We start from the raw sequence: 19,619 nt of genomic DNA on the forward strand, positions 1-19,619 counted from the left end.
TTAAGACCTTGGTTAATCATCCACTCGTAAAACAGCCAGGAACGCAGATTGTGGAATTTCCACATTACCAATCTGTTTCATCCGCTTCTTACCTTCTTTCTGCTTCTGCAGCAGTTTCTTCTTACGGCTCACGTCACCACCATAACACTTAGCGGTTACGTTTTTACGTAAAGCTTTGACGGTAGTACGGGCAACCACCTGATTGCCAACCGCAGCCTGAATCGCCACATCAAACATCTGACGCGGAATCAGTTCTTTCATTTTTTCAGTCAGCAAAGCACCACGACGACGGATATTGTCACGGTGCATAATCACCGCCAGTGCATCGACACGGTCACCATTCACCAGAACATCCAGGCGCACCAGCGGTGCTTCCTGGAAGCGTAAGAAGTTGTAATCTAATGACGCAAAACCACGGCTGGCAGACTTTAAGCGGTCAAAGAAGTCCATCACTACTTCGGCCATTGGAATTTCATAACGCAACGCCACCTGAGAGCCGGTGTATTGCATATCAATCTGCACACCACGCTTCTCAACACACAGAGAGATCACATTACCCAGGTAATCTTGTGGCACCAGAATATTACACTCGGCAATCGGCTCGAGCATTTCTTCAATGGTGCCAGCATCCGGCAGTTTCGATGGGTTATCCACCGAGATGGTTTCGCCCTTACGGTTTTGTACCTGATAAATTACCGTGGGTGCCGTAGTGATCAGATCCAGATCGTATTCACGCTCCAGACGCTCCTGAATGATCTCCATATGCAACATCCCCAGGAAACCACAACGGAAACCAAAGCCCAGTGCATCCGAGTTTTCCGGCTCGTAGAACAATGAGGCATCGTTCAGAGACAGCTTTTCCAACGCATCACGGAAGGATTCAAAGTCATCCGACGATACCGGGAACAAACCGGCATATACCTGAGGTTTTACTTTCTGGAAACCAGGCAGCTCGTCCGTATCCGGTTGCTTGGCGGCAACAATGGTGTCACCCACAGGAGCACCATGAATATCTTTAATACCGGCTACTAGGTAGCCCACTTCACCACAGCCTAACTGGCCTGTTTCGTTGCGCTTCGGCGTGAAGATACCCACGCCATCAACACCATGGTCTTTACCAGTCGACTTAATACGGATCTTATCGCCTTTCTTGATCGAGCCGTTTTTCACCCGAATCAAAGACACAACACCCAGGTATGGGTCAAACCAAGAATCAATGATCAGAGCCTGTAGTGGAGCATCCGGGTCACCTTCCGGCGCTGGTACATTGGCAACCAGCTCTTCCAGCACATCTTCGATATTCAGACCACTTTTGGCTGAACAACGCACGGCTTCGGTAGCATCAATACCAATAATATCTTCGATTTCCTGCGCCACACGATCCGGATCGGCCTGCGGCAAGTCCATTTTGTTCAGAACCGGCAGTACTTCCAGGCCCTGCTCAATAGCGGTATAGCAGTTAGCCACTGACTGGGCTTCAACACCCTGAGCGGCATCCACTACCAATAACGCACCTTCACACGCTGACAACGAGCGCGACACTTCATAACTGAAGTCGACGTGCCCCGGAGTATCAATAAAGTTCAGCTGGTAGGTCTGGCCGTCACGGGCTTTATAGTCCAGCGTTACACTCTGGGCTTTAATGGTGATGCCACGCTCACGCTCAATATCCATGGAATCGAGCACTTGTTGCTGCATTTCACGGTCAGACAGGCCGCCGCACACCTGAATAAAACGGTCCGACAGAGTCGATTTACCGTGGTCGATGTGGGCAATGATGGAAAAGTTACGAATGTGGTCCAGTTGGCTCACGAATAAGATCCGCTCAAGTATTCAAATGGGCGGGAATTCTACTGGAAAGGCGTGCCAAAGGCTAACGGATTCAGATGGTTAGCGTAGTTGGCAGATATATTTGCGGGCAACCGGGCATACCGAACCATCAGCACAAAACTTGAATTCAGCATCACCTTAATTCAAAATCAACTATCGCAATGATCGATTGACATTGACGCGCGAGTTTATCCAACCGGAGGTTAACCATGCACGTTATCAAAAAAGCCGAGAACACTCTGAAAGCCGTGGTTGCTGGCGCAACGGTTGGCCTGGCAGTATGCGGTCTGGTTTCTTTTATCCCGGCAGTCACAGTATCCTTAGGCGCCGCACAGGTTGCCGCGGTGATTGGCTCAGCCTCATTATCAATATACTCTCTGGCAACCGCATAGCATTAGTGACAACAAGGAACGTTTTTTGAGCTTTCTCTACAATCCAACAACGCCGGATGAGCTGACGAAATATTATCTGGTCTGGATTCTGCTACTGATGGCACTACACATCATCTACGACTGGCTTCACCCCAGAACACCCGATCTGACCGCTTCACGTCTGACCAATAAAATTAACGAAATTTTTTCTGCCTCCAGTGCAGCTAACTCTCTATTACTCTGCCTGATACTACTCAATGGATTTAAGACACACCCGCTATTCAGTTCTGACGCGATACAACTGCCTTTAATTCTGTCTGGACTGGTGGGGTTTGTTGTTGGCTTAAAAGGATTAATTCCAACCGAAACATCAAGTCGATAACGTAAAAACCCCGCAACAGCATCAGCTATTGCGGGGTTTTCAAACCAACCAAAGTACGTAAATAGTTACTCAGCAATTCTCAGCGGAATAAACATCGCCGCACCTCGACGCACAATTCGCATCGGCACACTGCGATTCTTCGGCAATGATTTCACCACCTTATCGAAATCTTCCACGGAGCGAATGGACTCACCATAAATCATAGTAATCACATCACCATTCACCAGGCCAGCAAACGCAGCCGGGCCCTGATTGACTTCTTTAACCACCACGCCGTCACCCATTTTTTTACGCTGCGCGTCGTTTAGCTCGGTAACAACGACCCCCAGGCGGTTACTCTGGCTTTCTTTCGGGCCATTATTGCTGGCCAGAACCGCACCATCGCCATCTGGCAACACACCAATCTCGATATAAAGGACTTTACGCTTACCGTTACGAACCACGTTTACCTTGGCTTTAGTACCGGGCTTCACGCGACCAACCTGATGTGGCAGGTCCGAGGACAGGTAAATCTCATTGCCATTAAAGTGAGTAATAATATCGCCATTTTCCAACCCACCCGCTTCGGCCGGGCTGTCCGGTACTACCTGAGCCACCAGTGCACCTGCGGCTTTGTCCAGACCAAAGGATTCCGCCAGTTCTTTATTCACTTCCTGAATCACAACACCTAACCAGCCACGGCTGACTTTGCCTTTTTCTTTCAGCTGTTCAGCCACATTCATGGCCACATTCATCGGGATAGCAAACGACACCCCCATAAAGCCGCCAGAGCGGGTATAGATCTGTGAGTTAATGCCTACCACTTCGCCCTTTAAGTTAAACAGCGGACCACCCGAATTACCCGGGTTAATGGCCACATCGGTTTGAATAAAAGGCACGTAGTTTTCGTTAGGCAGGCTACGGCCTTTAGCCGAAACAATGCCTGCCGTTACTGAATAGTCAAAACCAAACGGTGAACCAATGGCGACCACCCACTCACCTACTTCCAGCTTATCTGAATTACCTAATTCAACTGTTGGTAAATCGTTAGCTTCGACTTTCAGCAGGGCCAGATCACTGCTTGGATCAGCCCCAATTAATTCAGCAGTTAATTCGCGGCGGTCATTAAGGCGCACAATGATTTCATCCGCTTCCTGAATCACATGATTATTGGTTAACACATAACCATCTTCAGAAATAATAAAACCAGAACCTAACGACGATTTTTCCTGCTGACGACCTCGTGGGCTATGTGGCGATTGCGGATTACCGTATGGCATAGGCTGACCAAAGAAATGACGAAATATTTCCGGTACATCTTCCGGCAAACCGTAACGGCGCATGGTGCTGCGCTGATCGACATGTTGAATGGTTGAGATATTCACCACCGCTGGAGAGGTTTCTTTTACCAGATCACGAAAGTCAGGCAACGAGGCCTGCACACTGGCGGCAAATAACGTTAAAACAGCAACAATACCCATAGGTATGGTGCGAAGCAGTTGCGACATAGATTTTCCCCTGCGTCACTTAAACCTTTAATTCATAAGGATTAAAGATGGCTCAGAGGCTGGGAATTGTCATGTATAAAAAAGTAAGATTGGGCAAGGGTTTAGCAACAATCACAAAGAATGCCTGACAAGCAAAATGCATACTTAACAGGCAAACGAATGCATAACAGACGAAATGATGATCAGGGAAGAGTAACCGCAGAGATATGATGACACCCGTCTTTAAACTGAGGCTGCCATTGTTCTTTATTATCGTCAGCAATTTTTCGTGCGATCCAGAAGCCGCTGATTAACCCGCCTAATCCGGCTATTACAGAACCCGCCTCGCCTGCCAGCCAATGACCGGCAACAGCAAACAGGATCATACTGACCAGCGGCATGCCATAAAGCACCAGAGCACTCAGGGCCAGGCTGCCATCAGGCAAGGTTAATGTCGCTTGCTCACCCACGGAAAAATGTCGTTCAGTCGGTACCCAAAGGCGCATTTTACGGCCCAGTTTACTCAGGGAGTGTTGACCACAACCACTGCGGGCATTGCAGGATGAACAGGCACTTTGTTGCATGGCTTCAACCCATACACCTTGTTCACCCACTTCAACGATTTCAACAATTTCCTGACTCATCGAGCTATACCTTTCAAAATGATACCAACCACAACAGCTACTGCGGCATCACTGACATCGCAATTTTTTCAACGGTTGGCAATGGTACTTCACCCACTACCGTGATGCGATAGGTTGTGTCGTTTGTCTTCAGGTATTTCACCACAGCACCGGTCACCCCCCATTGCTGACTCATCACCGGCATCGGCTCCTGTTGCCCGGCATCATCAACAAATACAGTAATCGCAGCCAGACCGTCGGTATACATCAAGGTTGCCAGCGCTCCTTCGGGGGCTGGATTGCTGCTATCGCGTAACTGGCTGGCAGCATTCATAAAACCACGGGGCAACCAGCCTAGGTGCCAACCTTGATTGGTCAGTGACGACTTACTTTCATGACCTGCGATATGCGATGCAACACGATGCCCAGAACTCTGGGGTTCGAACTCACTGGCGGCCAGCGGCTCACCAATACGGATTTCAGCAAACTGAAAACGTTCCAGTACCGTGCCTTGCTGATTAATCAGATCTGAGCGCAATAACATGCCGGATTCCTGATCCAGCCATAAGCGATAGCCATAGCGATAGGCATCACGTGGCGACACAATAATTTGTTGTGTATCACGACCCGCAATACGGTCACCTGGTTCCATACTGAGATGATAGTAGGCATCAATAGCCGAGGTCTGATTCACAAACCCTTGAGCTAATGGGTTTTGCGTTAAGCGAACGACATGCTCTCCGGGATGGATACAGGTGATGTCATGGCCTTTACGAACCACTTCCCGGGATTCCCCAGTCAGATGATAGAGTCGTTCATACTCCACACCATTCATAACACCGTGAGTGATCGACAGCGTTTCCCACTGCTGAGTATCGCCGTAAATCAACACACCCTGATAATCCAGCTCTTTAAACGCATGAGACATACGATTCAGCCAGGCTCTGGCATCTGCCGGAGTCTGACTGTTTAGCGGATCCTGAGCGCCTGCTGTCGTCGAAGCCAGTGCTGAAGAGGAAACAGCAGCCGGTGCCGACAACGCAACTGAGGCAGACAGTGTCAGCCACAGCAGTGCAACGAAAGAATAGCAACGCATCAGCGGTTATTCCTGAGTGGTTTCCACAGACTGAGCCGCCTGCTCAGAGTCAGTACCTTGCTCAGAGGCTTCTGTCGCACCGTCTTCAAAGCTGGCAACACGTGCAAATGGCATCATGCCACGACCGGTATTCAGAGCGGCATTTTCAGTATGCTGCAACACATACTCCTGCAGTTTACGCTGCGCCTGCTCCAGTTGTTCCGGTGTCATATCTGCGTTTGCAGCAACCTGCTGCACATCAGTAACCGGGATCTGAGCTTCAGCCACCAGTTCTTGTTGCTGAATATCATTATTCAGGCGCACACCCAGCAGAACAGCCAGAGTCACTGATGCAGCAACCGCACCTGAGGCCAGCCAGTTGAAGCGTCGTGACGCAACAACGTTATTGTTTTCCACCTCGTCCTGGCGAGCTGGAACTTCATCCATCGGCTCACCATCGATGGCCTGCATAATACCTTTAGATAAATCAACACCTTCCAACTGAGCACGACTCACCGACTCTTCACGCATCAGTGAACCAATCATCTGATAACGCTGCCAGGCATTTTTTAATTCCGGCGTTTTTTCCATTTCATTCAGAATCCGACGCACTTCCAGCTCATCGGTTTCACCATCGACTAATGCCGATAAAGATTCTTTAATTCGATCGTTCATACTTACCTACCCTGTTGTCAGCGTTTCAGTTGCGGCTGTTTGCTGCCAATCTGTTTTTAATTTGTTGTTCGCACTTTCTATGGATAAAGCACCACACAGTGCTTGTACTTATCGCTCTATGCCGTTGCGCTGAGCAGCGGCTGCATTTTTTTATCAATAGCTTCACGGGCACGGAAAATACGCGACCGCACGGTACCAATCGGGCAATCCATCACACCGGCAATTTCTTCGTAGCTCATGCCATCAATTTCGCGCAGCGTAACGGCCATTTTCAGCTCTTCGGGCAAATTTTCGATGGCATCAAACACCACCTTTTGCAGCTGATCGCGGTGTAGTAAGCCATCCGGAGTTTCAACATCTTTCATATGCGACTCGTCGGCAAAAAATTCAGCATCATCCAGGTCAACATCATGCGTGGGCGTTTTACGACCACGACTCACCAGATGATTTTTGGCTGTGTTCACCGCAATCCGGTACATCCAGGTATAAAACGCACTTTCTCCACGAAATCCGGGCAAGGCACGAAACGCCTTAATAAACGCTTCCTGAGTCACATCCTGTGCTTCGGCAAAGTCGCTGATATAACGACCAACCAGAGCCAGTATCTTGTGCTGATATTTCACCACCAGCAGGTCAAACGCCCGACGGTCGCCTTTTTGTACCCGTGCGACCAATTGCCGGTCAGTTTGTTGTTGATCTGTCATGCTGTTATCCGCTGTTTTTTGCTCTTGTTGCACAGCCAACGCTACACTTGCCACTGCTCTTCTCCTGTTCGCTTGCCATCAGCCTTCTCTCTGGCTGAGACCATGAGTCAGCTGTTATCCCCACGCGATGACAGTAAGAACACCATTGGCAGCAAAAAGTTCCCAATCATTTGTTTTGATTCAATTTGGTTTACAATGGCGGCTGTACATACTCAGTATAGTGTTACTCGGTCATGATGCAGTAACACAACATCTGGTTGTCTTTTCACTGGTAAAAAGAATCTGATATGACCCAATCACTGTCATTTGACGTGGTCATTATTGGCAGCGGTGCTGCTGGCCTGACCCTGGCATTGTCACTGCCTGAACACATGAATATTGCTGTTATCAGCAAAGACCAGCTCGATGCCGGTTCAACTCGCTGGGCTCAGGGCGGCGTTGCCGCGGTATTGGACGCCGAAGACAGTGTGGATGCCCACGTGAATGACACCCTGATCGCTGGTGCGGGTTTATGCCATGAACCCAGCGTGCGTTTTACCGTCGAAAATTCCACCGATGCTATTCAGTGGCTGATTGATATTGGCGTGCCCTTTACCCAGGACAACAGTAATCAGTTTCACCTCACCCGTGAAGGTGGGCACAGTGCCAGGCGAATTATTCATGCCGCTGACGCCACCGGCCACGCTATCTCAGACACTCTGCTGAAACGTGCTCAGGAAAAGAAAAATCTGCATCTGATGCACGACTATATTGCCATTGACCTGATCACCCGGGAAAAACTGGGGCTGGAAGGCCAAGGTTGTATCGGTGCCTATTTCCTCAATAATCTCACCGGTGATGTGGATGTCATTACCGCCCATGCCGTGGTACTGGCAACCGGCGGTGCCAGCAAGGCGTATCTTTATACCAGCAACCCGGATGGGGCTTCCGGAGATGGCATTGCCATGGCCTTCCGGGCTGGCTGCCGGGTCGCCAATATGGAATTTAACCAGTTCCACCCCACCTGCCTGTACCATCCACAAGCCAAGTCTTTTCTGATTACCGAAGCCGTTCGTGGTGAAGGTGGACGCCTGCTACTGCCCGATGGTCAGCCATTTATGCATCGCTTTGATGAGCGGCAAGAACTGGCGCCCCGGGATATTGTCGCCCGCGCCATCGACCATGAAATGAAACGCCTTGGGGCTGATTGTTTATTTTTAGATATCAGCCATAAACCATCGGATTTTATCAAAGAGCACTTTCCGACCATTTATGAGCGCTGCCTGCAACTGGGCATCGACATTACCAAAGACCCAATTCCGGTAGTTCCGGCGGCGCATTACACCTGTGGTGGTGTGGTGACCGACACCTTTGGCCAGACCGACATTCCAGATTTATACGCCGTTGGTGAAGTGGCTTCCACCGGGCTGCATGGTGCCAATCGGTTGGCCAGCAATTCGTTACTGGAATGCCTGGTGTTTGCCCGCTCAGCAGCGCAACACATCATTGACCATATTGATTTAAACGCCGACGTGCCTGCAGCACCGGCATGGGACTCAAGTCAGGTTACCGATTCTGATGAAGCCGTTGTGATCTCGCACAACTGGGATGAATTGCGTCGTTTTATGTGGGATTACGTTGGTATTGTTCGCACCACTAAACGTCTGGTACGTGCCAAACACCGGGTGAGAATGTTACGCCAGGAAATTCAGGAGTTTTATAGTAACTACCATATCAGCAACGATCTGCTGGAGCTGCGCAACCTGGTTGATGTGGCGGATGTGATTATCCGCTCGGCGTTATTGCGCAAAGAAAGCCGCGGATTACATTACAGCCGTGACTACCCACAGCCATTACCCCGCGCTTTTGACACGGTGTTAACACCCAAATACTTAAAAGAATTGGGAGAGCTTTAACGGCGACGTCATTGACGGTCAGATTTCACCGTAGAGTTCAGCCCGGAAACGCCGGAATTCTTCGGCACTGACAAAGCTATCGGCCCGCAGGATCAACCGATCCCAGGGCCAGAATGACCAGCACAACACCACACAATCGCGCTGTCGAACACTGCCGTCACGCCAGCGCACGTTATAGCGATGATCATTAATTTCCAGCCACCAGCGTTTCGCCAAGCCCTCCGGACGATAGCCCACCGAACTGATATCACGTTGCCAGATACGTTTGAGCACCATCACACTGACACTCAACAGCATCACTAACGCCGCAATCATCCAAATAGCCAGAGGCCATAACAGGTAAACGGATAAGATAAGAAACAGCAGCAGAGCCAGCAGATCACAAACCTGCTGCTGTCGGGAGAAGCTGAGTGCCCACTCAGCGCTGGCGTGCATGCTCCTGCACCATAGCGACTATTTTTGCCAGCTCCGGATCTTCCGGGATTTTATGTTCCATAAACCAGGTAAATAGATCCGGATCTTCACGATCCAGCAAAGCCAGGTAACGGTCTTTATCGTCACGCTCAAGGCCTGGAAAGGCTTCCTGAGCAAAAGGAACCAGCAAGACATCCAATTCCAGCATGCCACGGCGGCTGTGCCAGTGGGTACGTTTGTTTTCAATAGCTTCAGGACTGGTTTGATCGATCACGGAAAACTCCTCTCAGAATGTTCGCGATTATACCATAGTCTTTTTGGCGTTATGTCTTGCCGCGTATTGTTTTAGAATAGCGACCTGATTTTCATTCACACGGGTTACTGTTCATGTCGTTGTTTTCTGCTGACCAACTCAATCCTGCTGGCTTTTTTACTCCAGTGACCGACCACACGTCAGCCATATCAGAAGGTAGCTATACCTGGCTGGCTCAATTTGGATTACTGCGGGTTTGTGGTCCGGACAGTGAGCGTTTTCTGCAAGGCCAGCTGACTTGTGATGTGGCAAAGCTGAGTGAAGATCAATGGTTATTAGGTGCCTGCTGCACCGCCAAAGGTCGTATGGTGGCAAATTTTATTATCGCCCGGGATGCTCAGGGATATTGGCTACGCCTGCCACTGATGCAAGTCGATGCCTTAGCGCAACACCTGAAGAAATACGCCGTTTTCTTTAAAACCGAACTGCTGAATTTCACCGCTAGCCATAAAGTCATCGGCAGCTATCACGCTTCAGAAACCGACTTACCCGCTACTCTGACCTGGTCAGAATCCGGTGCGCAATTACAGCATCACGACGGTCGTCGGGAATACTGGCTGACAAACGACGCCGCCGAGCAACTTCTGAATGAACAACTCCAAACAGAGCAACCACTTAAAAATAGTGAAGACTGGGCGCTGGCCGATATTCAGCAAGGCCTGATCTGGGTGACAGAAGCCAGCCGCGAGCATTGGATTCCACAAAACATTAACTGGCAACACCTGGGAGGAGTCAGCTTTAACAAAGGTTGCTATACCGGCCAGGAAATTGTGGCCCGACTGCAATATCTGGGGAAAGCCAAAAAAGCCGTTTTCCTGCTGAGCAGCGAGCAAGCCGCATCACCAGAACTGTTATCCAGTATCAAAGACAGCACCGGGAAAGCGATAGGAGAGCTGGCAAGCTGGCATCATACTCACGGCATTGCATTGCTTAACGATGATGATTCTTTGTCTGTTATTGAGCTACAGGACAAAGAAATCGGGCAATTTTCCGCCACCCTGAAAAAGCTTTCCTATACTGAAGAGCAGGAAACCCACGCCGACGCCTGATTGACACCTCAATAACCAATTGGGCGTTGGCTTTTGCAGAGACATCGCCCATGAATACCGACCTGGCCAAACAGGTAAAAGACGATATTGTTGCTCAGATTAAAAATGATGAGCTGGTGTTGCCAACACTGCCAGAAATCGCTCTGAAAGTCCGCGAAGTGGCAGAAGACCCCAATGCCACCATTGATGACTTATGCAGTGTCATCAGCCGTGACCCAGCGCTCAGCGCCCGTATTATCAAAGTCACGAACAGCCCGTTATTGCGCACCAGCATGCCTGTTGATGACTTAGTTGCGGCAGTCTCACGGCTGGGCATCGACTTTACCTCTAACCTGGCCATTGGTCTGGCCATGGAGCAAATGTTCCAGGCGACTCACGATATGATTGACCATCGTATGCGCCAATGCTGGGCTCAGGCGATGGAAGTTGCGGCAACCGCTCAGGTACTTGCCCGTCATTTCACCAATCTGAAAACCGATCAGGCCATGCTGGCCGGACTGGTGCATCAGATCGGTATTCTGCCGATTTTGGCCTATGCCGAAAATAACGCCAGCTTGTTAGCCGACAGCCTGTCATTGGACAAAGTGATAGACCGCCTGCACCCGGCACTGGGCGCTTATATTCTGCGCAGCTGGGACTTCCCGGCTGAGATTATTGAAACGGCCAAGCACTATCTGGATCGCAGCTATCAGGCCGACACCCCAACCTATACCGACCTGATTCAGGTAGCTACCTTCCAAAGTTATGCCGGCACGGATCACCCGCTGGCAAAAGTCGATCGCAGTCAGCTCGGGTCCTTTAAACGTCTGGGGCTGGACAGTGATGAAGAAGTCACCCAACTGGATGCGCTGAGCGAAGAAATGGGTGCCACCCAATCGGCCATCAGCGGCTGATCGAGTTTATTATGATGCCATCCCAACCACTGAATCAGTCACCGAACCAGACAAAATCGGAAAGCCTTGTGGAACAGATTTTACCCTTAATCGAAAATGGTCAGTTACCGCTTCCTACCCTGCCCGCCATTGCTCAGAAAATCCTGCAGGCCAATCAGGGAGACACACTGACCACCGAAGCGCTGGGACATTTAATCGAGCAAGATCCGGCCATTACCGCCCATGTTATTAAAATCGCCAACAGCCCTCTGGTCGGTTGCTCCACCGAAGTCACCGACCTGAAAACCGCCATTGGTTTGTTTGGCGTGATGTATTGCAGCCAGCTCGCCATCAGCCTGGCGCTGAAGCAATTATTTCGTGCTCGTCACAACGTCATTGCTGAACTGATCCAGCAAACCTGGGAAGAGTGCTCACACGTCGCTAGCTTGTGCATGGCCATGGCTAAAAGCTATTCCATCAACCCTGGTACGGCTTATCTTGCCGGACTGCTGCATAAAATCGGCGCTTTGCCTATTTTACGCTGGCTGGACGAGCAACCTGAGCTGGCGTTAAGCAAAGCCGATATCGCCCTGATGGTGGAACAACACCATGCCAACCTGGCCGACCGACTGCTGGATGATTGGTGCTTTCCCACCACACTGTGCGCCATCCCACACACTTACAACAACCTGAATCATCCCGGGCTCAGTCAATCAGGGCAAAGCCAGGCAAGTAGTTCTGACTTAGTAGCCGCAGCGTATTACTTTACCTCTTCTAACGTCGATAAAATCTGGCCGGATGGTGCGGTACTGGAGAGACTGGGGCTGACTACTGACGAAATACAGGAAAAAATGGAACACTGGCAAAGTCTGATCGGATAAGCCTATTATTCTGACTTCTTGCTCAGTCAGAGGTCGTCATGACACTGGTCTTCAGTCTGGTGGTTTCACTCATCATTATTCTGGTGATTATCTCAGCCCTGTTTTTATTAATGTCCATTGATAACAGCAGTCGCTCCGGAAAATTGCGCCAGCAGGCTGATCAGCTAGGGCTGAAATATCGCCCTTATGCGTCACTCAGCCGTCAGGTACGTGATGCCCAGTTTCTGATTATTGAAGCCGGTCAGTTCCGGCATTTTCGTCATTTATTAGAAGGTGAGACCCAGGCAGCCAGCATCAATCTGCTGGATTACAGCCTGGTTTATGAAGCCGGTACCGCAAACCAGACACTGATGATGATCAGTTGCCCACTACCGGAAGCCCTGTGCGGACGCTTCCGTATTCAACCCGAAAACTGGCTGAATACGGACGTATTCTCTGAACCGATTCACCATTCGATGAGCCAGCTTCAGCACGGCCAGTTGCACAAAGACATTCGTGCACTGCAGATTTTCAGTGAGACCCCGGGGACATTAGCCAAAAGACTGAATTTGAAGGTACGTCAGTGGCTTTTGGCTCATCCGCACCTTCATATTGAATGGAGCCATGGCATCCTGTTGCTATACAGGCCAAACTACCTGTTATCTCCAGATGACCTGCCAGCTGCTTTAAGCAGTGGTTGTGAGCTGGCAAGGTTACTGCAAACAACGGAGCCATAGTTGCTTCTTAAAGCGTAGTTGCTTCTTGAGGAGCAACGGACTTTTGACAAACAACAATAAAAAAGAGAAAACCATGCGTGTAACCATTCGACGGTATGCCCTGATTATGACAACAGCGATAACCACCCTGTTGAGCCTGGCCGGATGCAGTGACCAGCAACAAGATGCCCTGCTGGAACAAACACTCAACATGGCACGTGAGGCCGCCAGCCTGGAACTGAAACAAAGTCAGCTCAGCGATGTCAGCATGACGTATCTGGAGCGCCAGACTGACGGGCCAGTCATGTTGTTGTTGCATGGTTTCTCAGCTAACAAAGATAACTGGCTACAGTTTTCCAACGAATTGCCCAAACACTTTCATTTGATTATTCCGGATCTGGCCGGGCATGGTGATACTCCCGCTCCGGAAGGCGGCGATTATGGCTTGGTTCGCCAGGCGGAGCGACTGCATGAACTGATGCAAAATCTGAAGATTGACCAGTTTCATATTGCCGGCAACTCCATGGGTGGCGCGATCAGTGCCATTTACAGCACCCTCTATCCGCAAGATATTCAAAGCCTGACCCTGATTGATGCTGCAGGTGTTGAAGCGCCAAACCCCAGCGAATATATGGAAGGTTTGAAGGACGGTAAAAATCCATTAATTGCGACGGATAAGGAAAGCTTTGAATACCGTCTCGACTTTGTGATGTCCAAAGCACCACCACTACCCTGGCCATTACGTCCGGCAATGATGCGCAAAGCTGTCGCCCGGGTCGATCTTAACCGTGCTATTTTCAGCGATATGATTGCTACCAAAGATCAACTCGCCGCCAGCGGCTTTGAAGCGCAGTTAGAAGAGCATATTACCATGCCAACCCTGATCATCTGGGGCGAAGAAGATCGGGTATTAGATGTCTCTGCTGTTGAGGTCTTTAAAGAAAAGATTCCCCATGCCAAAGTGAAGATTTATCCGGAAATTGGTCATCTGCCGATGATTGAAATTCCACAACAAACTGCTGAACTGTATGCTGACTTTGTTGCCAGCGCGGAATAGCCCTGTACAGCTCTAACAATCCAGCTCCGGCCTGAACACGACTAAAGTCCGTAAGATATTAATTTTGCGGGCTTTTCTTTTGGCGATAACAACATTTCACAGCAAAACTCTGCAAGCTATCTATACTCTGCAAATAGTATTTGAGTTAACAGGTTGTGTATGCCCGCCAGAACACCCAACACAATCGATAAACCGTCATTCACAGATTCACAAGTGTTTGTGGAATGTGACGACCTGATTGTTTCCAAAACCGACCTCGACAGTCGGATTACCTATGCCAATAAGCCCTTTTGTTATTACTCAGGATTCCGGGAAAAAGAGCTGTTAGGACAGCCGCAGAATATCGTCCGTCATCCCGATATGCCCCGTGCGATTTATTATCTGATGTGGGAGCACCTGAAACAGGATCAGGAATTTTTTGGTTATATTAAAAACCGCCGTAAAGACGGAGGGTTTTACTGGACCTTCGCCAGTGTTGCACCCGTGTATGAAAACAACCAGAAAACCGGCTATTTATCGGTACGCCGCTGCCCGGGAGATTCCGCCATTGCGGTGGTGGAGCCTCTGTATCGCAAGATGATTGAACTGGAAAAAACCTTGCAGAAAGAACAACAAATCCCAATGACTTCTGCCATTTTGTGGAAGGCGATTACCAAGGAGTTCGCAACCTATGCTGAATTCGCTCTATCGCTCTGATCCAAAAACCCTGAATATCATTGGCCTGGGTTCCTGGGCTGTCAGCATTTTTATTCTGGCCATTACCCAGGCATCCGTTACGGCAATTATTGCGTCTTGCGCTTTGCTATTGATCACAACACTGTTGCGCAAATTGCAGCACAGCCATCAGCGCTTCACGCAACAAAAAATTGAGTCGCTGCTAACCCGTGCTGGCCAGGGAAATTTACAACAACGGTTAACTCAGATTCGCGATGGCAATTTACTGGCTCCGGTCAGTCACTCAATTAATAATTTTCTAGATCAGGTGGAGACCTATATCCGTGAAGTAGAGTCATCATTTAAAGAAGCCAGTAAAGAACGGTTTTACCGTAAACCACTAAGCCTGGGTATGCAGGGAGACTTTAAAACTTCACTGGATAAAATCGGCGACGCCTTTTCCGCTATGGAAAACGCCTATTTTCTCGCCCACTGCCAGGAACTGGAAGCCAATATCGGACGGGTAAAAACGGATAGCTTGTTACGCAACCTGAAACGCAACCAGGATGATTTAAGTAAGGTATCGGCGGAAATGCAGGAAGTCGAAACCATTTCACGTCGTGGAGTGTCTTTATCCACCGACGCCCTGCAGGAGATTAATCAGGTTACACGTAATCTGATTAAGCAGACCGATATGACGCAAACCATTTACACCACTGCCGGCGGTTTGCAGCAACACACAATAAAAATCACCGAAGTTCTGAAGCTGATTGATGGTATTGCCGAGCAAACCAACTTGTTGGCACTGAACGCTGCCATTGAAGCCGCACGTGCAGGCGAAGCCGGCCGTGGTTTTGCCGTCGTTGCCGATGAAGTTCGCAGCTTGGCTGAAAACACCCAAAAAGCAACGGCTGACATTGGCAGTATGATTGGTGAGTTTACCCATTCCAGTAATAGCATGGCAGAACAAGCGAAAGAAATGGTCGAGCTATCATCCTCTGCTAAACAAGCCACTCAGGAATTTGAAAAGTCGTTTGTTGAACTGGCTCAGATTGCGCAGAAAACCTATGAACGTGTGAATTATTCGCAAATTGTCAGCTTCGCATCACTGGTCAAAGTGGATCATATGATTTATGTCCAGAATGGTTATCAGGCAATGGAAAAAGGCAACCATTCGGAAGCCTGGAAAGCGGTTGCTGTCGACCATCACAGCTGTAGCTTTGGCCAATGGTACGACACCGGTGCCGGACAGCAGTTCTTCAGCCATTTACCGGCGTATTCGGCACTGGATCCGGTGCACCAGTCTCTGCACACACAAATGCATCAGTTACTGGATCTGGTGGAAGATCAGGACTGGCGTAAAAATATTCGTGGTCACAGCACCGTTCAGCAAGGGTTTGAAACTCTGGAACAATACAGTGCTGAAATCATTGCCCTGATCGATCAATTAACCGATGAAAAACTGCAGTTTGAAACCGGTGCAACCAGCGAAGAAACCGAGATCGATTTGTTTTAGAACCTGAGAGGCTCTAACACCTGATACGTACTAACTGTTCATGGAATAATGCCAGCGCTACAATGCTGGCATTATTGTTTGATGCCGTTTAATTATGTCCATTTCACTCGAACCGGTTGCCGTCGCACACACTCCATTTAAAGAAAAATTTGCTATCCCCCGGCAACCGGCACTGGCTCCCGCCGCCACTGCCGAAATTCGTTTACTCCCTCCTTATGATTCGCCACTGGCACTGGCAGGGTTAGAGCAAGTGAGTCATATCTGGTTACTGTTTCAGCTTCATCAGGCTTTAGTGCAACCGAACGACGCGCCCAAATTACGGGTACGTCCGCCCCGCTTAGGAGGCAATGAAAAAATCGGCGTATTTGCCAGTCGTGCGACACACCGCCCTAACAATCTGGGTCAATCAGTGGTGAAGCTGGAAAAAATAGAAAACCATTCGTTATGGGTCAGTGGTGTGGATTTACTCGACGGCACCCCGATTCTGGATATCAAACCGTATGTCCCCTACGCCGATGCCATTACGGATGCGCACAATGGCATTGCCGCTCAGCAACCAGAACTGACCGAGGTGTTATGGCAGGAAGAAGCATTAGCGCAAGCTCGCCATCATGGTCAGCGACTGGAGCAAAATGTCATCGGTTTGATCGAACAATGCCTGGCACAAGACCCAAAACCAGCTTATCAGACGCCCTCTGCGGAGCGCCGCTACGGTGTTCGGTTATGGGATCTGAATGTCTGCTGGCATTACCCCACGGCAGACAGCATTCGGGTATTATCGGTTGAGCCCGCCTGATACAGACATTAACGCGGAGTAAGCAGATACACATCCTGCACAAATGACGTTAACCCACGTGCTTTAAAGCGTGGCTCTTGTTCCAGTATATCCTGCTGTTCTTTCACCGAGATCTGATAAACATCCTGATAATACTGCTGCACCTGTTGTGGTCGTACCGAAAACGGCGGGCCAGACATTTCATCCTGCGGATAACTCAACCCCACCAACAACTGCTTCGCCTGCTGCGTCAGCGCCAATAAATGGGGTACGTAATCGGCCCGCATCGGCTCTGGCAGTGCGATTAACGCCGCCCGGTCGTACACGGCATCCACAGGGCCAATGTCCTGCGATGACAAGGCAAAAAAATCACCGGCAATCAGCAATAAATTATCGGCCCGATACAACACCCGATCACCGTTACGGGTTTTATGTATCTCTAGCTTCAGCGTATTGGTAATGGTATCCGCCAGTTCATCCAATGCGATTTCACTGAGTTCAATACCGACCACAGCATAGCCCTGCTGCAACAACCAGATAATATCGAGCGTTTTGCCACACAAAGGCACCATCACCCGTTGCCCAGGGGTCAGCTTCATATCCGGCCAATAACGAATTAACACCGGATTCACCTCAGGCAGATGAAAACCGGTTTGCTGATTTTCCCAACGCTCATGCCAAAACTCGCTGCGCATGGTTAAAACACCCTAAATAAAAGCCAAATAAAGCCGCGAAGTATAATGCCAGTGCCTTGTCTGATAAAATCCCGCGCCAATTTCTCAGATCAGTCCGTTGTTATGTCAGCCAGAAAACCTTACCGTTCGCGATCCTCATCCAAACCCGCCGGTCGCAAAAACAACTCCCAAGGCGGTTATCAGCGCCGAGGGAAACCAGCGACGAACAATACGATCAATTTTGAAGCTCTGGCCGATTTAAGACAACGCTGGCTTACCGCCAATGAAGACACTCCTCAGCCGCTGGATCGTTGGTTAAAGCACGTCCACCAGGACAAAACGCAAACCCAGCAGCAACGCTGGCTTCTCAACTCTGCCATGATTCAGGCCAGCCGTTTTCAACAACTGGCTCAGGCGCTGGAAGATCAGTTTTTTCAGGACGAAATGATTGACTGGCAGCAATGGGATGAGCAGTGGAGTCCCAAAAAACTCAATGCCATGAGTGACGAGTCATTCTGGTACTGGATTGGTTTGCATTGTGGTGGCCAGTGGTTAAAAAGCCGTAATGAATTAATCCAAAATAACCTGCGCGATACCAGTTACCGTGAGCGACTTTATGCGGCATTACGTGAAGCCGCACTGGAGCAGCCTCTTTCGCCATTATGGCTGTTGTGGCACGGCATTCGCCCACAGTGGATGCCGCTATTAAAACAGCGGGCACAACAAAGCGGCTGGGATGATAAACAACTGCAGCGCTTTATTCGCAAGCAGAATGACTTTCCACCGCTGTGGCTGAGAACACCAGCCGACACCGATTTACCGGCACTGGAACAATCTCTGCAACAACAAGGCATTGATGCTCAGCTGAAGCACATTAATGGCGATACTATGCTGGCGGCTTATGGCGGCAAAGCGGTACAGACGTCTGAAGAATATCAGCAAGGTCTGTTTGAAATTCAGGATCTTGCCAGCCAGCAAATTGCCGCTGCCGTCGCAGCCAAACCGGGCGATAAAGTCTGGGATGCTTGCGCCGGAGCCGGTGGTAAAAGTCTGGCGATTGCCGCCACTATGGCGGGTAAAGGTTCTGTCACCGCTACCGACTTGCATGCATTTAAGCTGGATGAATTAAAGCGCCGTGCCAAACGTGCCCAGATTCAGAATATCCGCAGCTTCACCTGGGATGGCTCCGACGCCCTGCGCCTGCCCGCTGAAATCAAAAAACAGCAAGGTTTTGACTGGGTATTGATTGATGCCCCCTGCACCTCTGCTGGCACCTGGCGTCGTAACCCGGATGCCCGCTGGCGCTTTAATAACCAAGACACTCAACGTCAGATCGGGTTGCAGCAGCAGATATTGCAACATGCCAGCCAGGCCGTTCGCCCAGGTGGTTATCTGGTGTACGCCACTTGCTCCTGGCAGCTGGCCGAAAACGAGCAGCAGGTAGAACAGTTTCTGCAACAACAACCGGAATTCAGCCTGGTTGAACAGTGCTTATTAGGCGCTCCCGATGAAGATGCGGATTGCATGTTCTATGCTAAGTTACAGCGTCGGTAACAGTACGTTAACTATGCTGCGCGATTGACAATGACAAAGAACAACAAAAAACCACTTTGGCCCAACTTGTCAATCGCATGGCCTGATGTATCATGTTGATAGCTGACCATTCACCGTATCGTGAAACCTGATTCTAATAACAAA

General features: G+C 49.8%; 21 protein-coding genes and 1 pseudogene. 13 read left to right on the forward strand and 9 right to left on the reverse strand.

The window, feature by feature from the left end:
- Window positions 1-12 precede the first annotated feature (12 nt).
- A complete protein-coding gene (lepA, locus tag ACO05E_RS01550; protein WP_419811251.1) occupies window positions 13-1,812 on the reverse strand; it encodes a translation elongation factor 4 in 1,800 nt (599 codons plus the stop codon).
- A 227-nt stretch (window positions 1,813-2,039) separates the two neighbouring features.
- On the opposite strand from lepA, the gene ACO05E_RS01555 reads away from it, so the two are divergent.
- Window positions 2,040-2,222 (forward strand): hypothetical protein, encoded by a 183-nt coding sequence (locus tag ACO05E_RS01555; protein WP_419811252.1) that lies wholly within the window; start codon window positions 2,040-2,042, stop codon window positions 2,220-2,222.
- Window positions 2,223-2,247: 25 nt separating this feature from the next.
- A complete protein-coding gene (locus ACO05E_RS01560; protein ID WP_419811253.1) occupies window positions 2,248-2,583 on the forward strand; it encodes a hypothetical protein in 336 nt (111 codons plus the stop codon).
- Window positions 2,584-2,648: 65 nt separating this feature from the next.
- Here ACO05E_RS01560 and ACO05E_RS01565 read toward each other — a convergent pair whose 3' ends face one another.
- The 5 genes from ACO05E_RS01565 to rpoE all read right to left on the reverse strand — a co-directional run bounded on the left by ACO05E_RS01565 (window position 2,649) and on the right by rpoE (window position 7,126).
- A complete protein-coding gene (locus ACO05E_RS01565) occupies window positions 2,649-4,070 on the reverse strand; it encodes a DegQ family serine endoprotease (protein ID WP_419811254.1) in 1,422 nt (473 codons plus the stop codon).
- Window positions 4,071-4,252: 182 nt separating this feature from the next.
- Window positions 4,253-4,693 (reverse strand): SoxR reducing system RseC family protein, encoded by a 441-nt coding sequence (locus ACO05E_RS01570; protein ID WP_419811255.1) that lies wholly within the window; start codon window positions 4,691-4,693, stop codon window positions 4,253-4,255.
- A 37-nt stretch (window positions 4,694-4,730) separates the two neighbouring features.
- Window positions 4,731-5,768, reverse strand: a complete 1,038-nt coding sequence (locus ACO05E_RS01575) for a MucB/RseB C-terminal domain-containing protein (protein ID WP_419811256.1) — start codon at window positions 5,766-5,768, stop codon at window positions 4,731-4,733.
- 6 nt (window positions 5,769-5,774) lie between these two features.
- Window positions 5,775-6,422, reverse strand: coding sequence for a sigma-E factor negative regulatory protein (locus ACO05E_RS01580; RefSeq protein ID WP_419811257.1), 648 nt, complete (start codon window positions 6,420-6,422; stop codon window positions 5,775-5,777).
- Window positions 6,423-6,538: 116 nt separating this feature from the next.
- Complete coding sequence (gene rpoE / locus ACO05E_RS01585; RefSeq protein WP_419813642.1) at window positions 6,539-7,126, reverse strand: RNA polymerase sigma factor RpoE; 588 nt, start codon at window positions 7,124-7,126, stop codon at window positions 6,539-6,541.
- A 287-nt stretch (window positions 7,127-7,413) separates the two neighbouring features.
- Between rpoE and nadB the strand changes: the two genes are divergently transcribed.
- Entirely contained in the window at window positions 7,414-9,021 is a 1,608-nt protein-coding gene (gene nadB, locus ACO05E_RS01590) for an L-aspartate oxidase (protein ID WP_419811258.1), read from the forward strand.
- An 18-nt stretch (window positions 9,022-9,039) separates the two neighbouring features.
- Here the strand turns inward: nadB and ACO05E_RS01595 are convergent, their stop codons facing one another.
- Entirely contained in the window at window positions 9,040-9,456 is a 417-nt protein-coding gene (locus ACO05E_RS01595; RefSeq protein WP_419811259.1) for a hypothetical protein, read from the reverse strand.
- Window positions 9,440-9,709 (reverse strand): succinate dehydrogenase assembly factor 2, encoded by a 270-nt coding sequence (locus ACO05E_RS01600; protein WP_419811260.1) that lies wholly within the window; start codon window positions 9,707-9,709, stop codon window positions 9,440-9,442. The genes ACO05E_RS01595 and ACO05E_RS01600 overlap by 17 nt, the downstream gene beginning before the upstream one ends.
- Before the next feature lie 113 nt (window positions 9,710-9,822).
- On the opposite strand from ACO05E_RS01600, the gene ACO05E_RS01605 reads away from it, so the two are divergent.
- The 9 genes and pseudogenes from ACO05E_RS01605 to tsaA all read left to right on the forward strand — a co-directional run bounded on the left by ACO05E_RS01605 (window position 9,823) and on the right by tsaA (window position 17,268).
- Entirely contained in the window at window positions 9,823-10,797 is a 975-nt protein-coding gene (locus ACO05E_RS01605; protein WP_419811261.1) for a YgfZ/GcvT domain-containing protein, read from the forward strand.
- Window positions 10,798-10,847: 50 nt separating this feature from the next.
- Window positions 10,848-11,690, forward strand: a complete 843-nt coding sequence (locus tag ACO05E_RS01610) for an HDOD domain-containing protein (protein ID WP_419811262.1) — start codon at window positions 10,848-10,850, stop codon at window positions 11,688-11,690.
- Window positions 11,691-11,758: 68 nt separating this feature from the next.
- Window positions 11,759-12,550 (forward strand): HDOD domain-containing protein, encoded by a 792-nt coding sequence (locus ACO05E_RS01615; RefSeq protein WP_419811263.1) that lies wholly within the window; start codon window positions 11,759-11,761, stop codon window positions 12,548-12,550.
- 38 nt (window positions 12,551-12,588) lie between these two features.
- Window positions 12,589-13,266 carry a hypothetical protein gene (locus ACO05E_RS01620; RefSeq protein WP_419811264.1) on the forward strand — a complete coding sequence of 226 codons (678 nt, stop codon included), beginning with the start codon at window positions 12,589-12,591 and terminating at the stop codon, window positions 13,264-13,266.
- A gap of 73 nt (window positions 13,267-13,339) precedes the next feature.
- Window positions 13,340-14,302 carry an alpha/beta fold hydrolase gene (locus ACO05E_RS01625; RefSeq protein WP_419811265.1) on the forward strand — a complete coding sequence of 321 codons (963 nt, stop codon included), beginning with the start codon at window positions 13,340-13,342 and terminating at the stop codon, window positions 14,300-14,302.
- Window positions 14,303-14,461: 159 nt separating this feature from the next.
- A complete protein-coding gene (locus ACO05E_RS01630; RefSeq protein ID WP_419811266.1) occupies window positions 14,462-14,998 on the forward strand; it encodes a PAS domain-containing protein in 537 nt (178 codons plus the stop codon).
- 703 nt (window positions 14,999-15,701) lie between these two features.
- A pseudogene (locus ACO05E_RS01635) lies at window positions 15,702-15,959 on the forward strand (methyl-accepting chemotaxis protein); the annotation flags it as partial.
- Between the two features lie 123 nt (window positions 15,960-16,082).
- The gene (locus tag ACO05E_RS01640) at window positions 16,083-16,472 is read left to right on the forward strand and encodes a CZB domain-containing protein (RefSeq protein ID WP_419813643.1); all 390 of its coding nucleotides are present in this window, start codon (window positions 16,083-16,085) and stop codon (window positions 16,470-16,472) included.
- A 94-nt stretch (window positions 16,473-16,566) separates the two neighbouring features.
- Window positions 16,567-17,268, forward strand: coding sequence for a tRNA (N6-threonylcarbamoyladenosine(37)-N6)-methyltransferase TrmO (gene tsaA / locus ACO05E_RS01645; protein WP_419811267.1), 702 nt, complete (start codon window positions 16,567-16,569; stop codon window positions 17,266-17,268).
- An 8-nt stretch (window positions 17,269-17,276) separates the two neighbouring features.
- Here tsaA and tmpT read toward each other — a convergent pair whose 3' ends face one another.
- Complete coding sequence (gene tmpT / locus ACO05E_RS01650; RefSeq protein ID WP_419811268.1) at window positions 17,277-17,942, reverse strand: thiopurine S-methyltransferase; 666 nt, start codon at window positions 17,940-17,942, stop codon at window positions 17,277-17,279.
- Window positions 17,943-18,044: 102 nt separating this feature from the next.
- On the opposite strand from tmpT, the gene ACO05E_RS01655 reads away from it, so the two are divergent.
- The gene (locus ACO05E_RS01655; RefSeq protein WP_419811269.1) at window positions 18,045-19,475 is read left to right on the forward strand and encodes an RsmB/NOP family class I SAM-dependent RNA methyltransferase; all 1,431 of its coding nucleotides are present in this window, start codon (window positions 18,045-18,047) and stop codon (window positions 19,473-19,475) included.
- Window positions 19,476-19,619 lie beyond the last annotated feature (144 nt).

This window comes from Bacterioplanoides sp., from assembly GCF_965226395.1.
Classification (GTDB): domain Bacteria; phylum Pseudomonadota; class Gammaproteobacteria; order Pseudomonadales; family Oceanobacteraceae; genus Bacterioplanoides.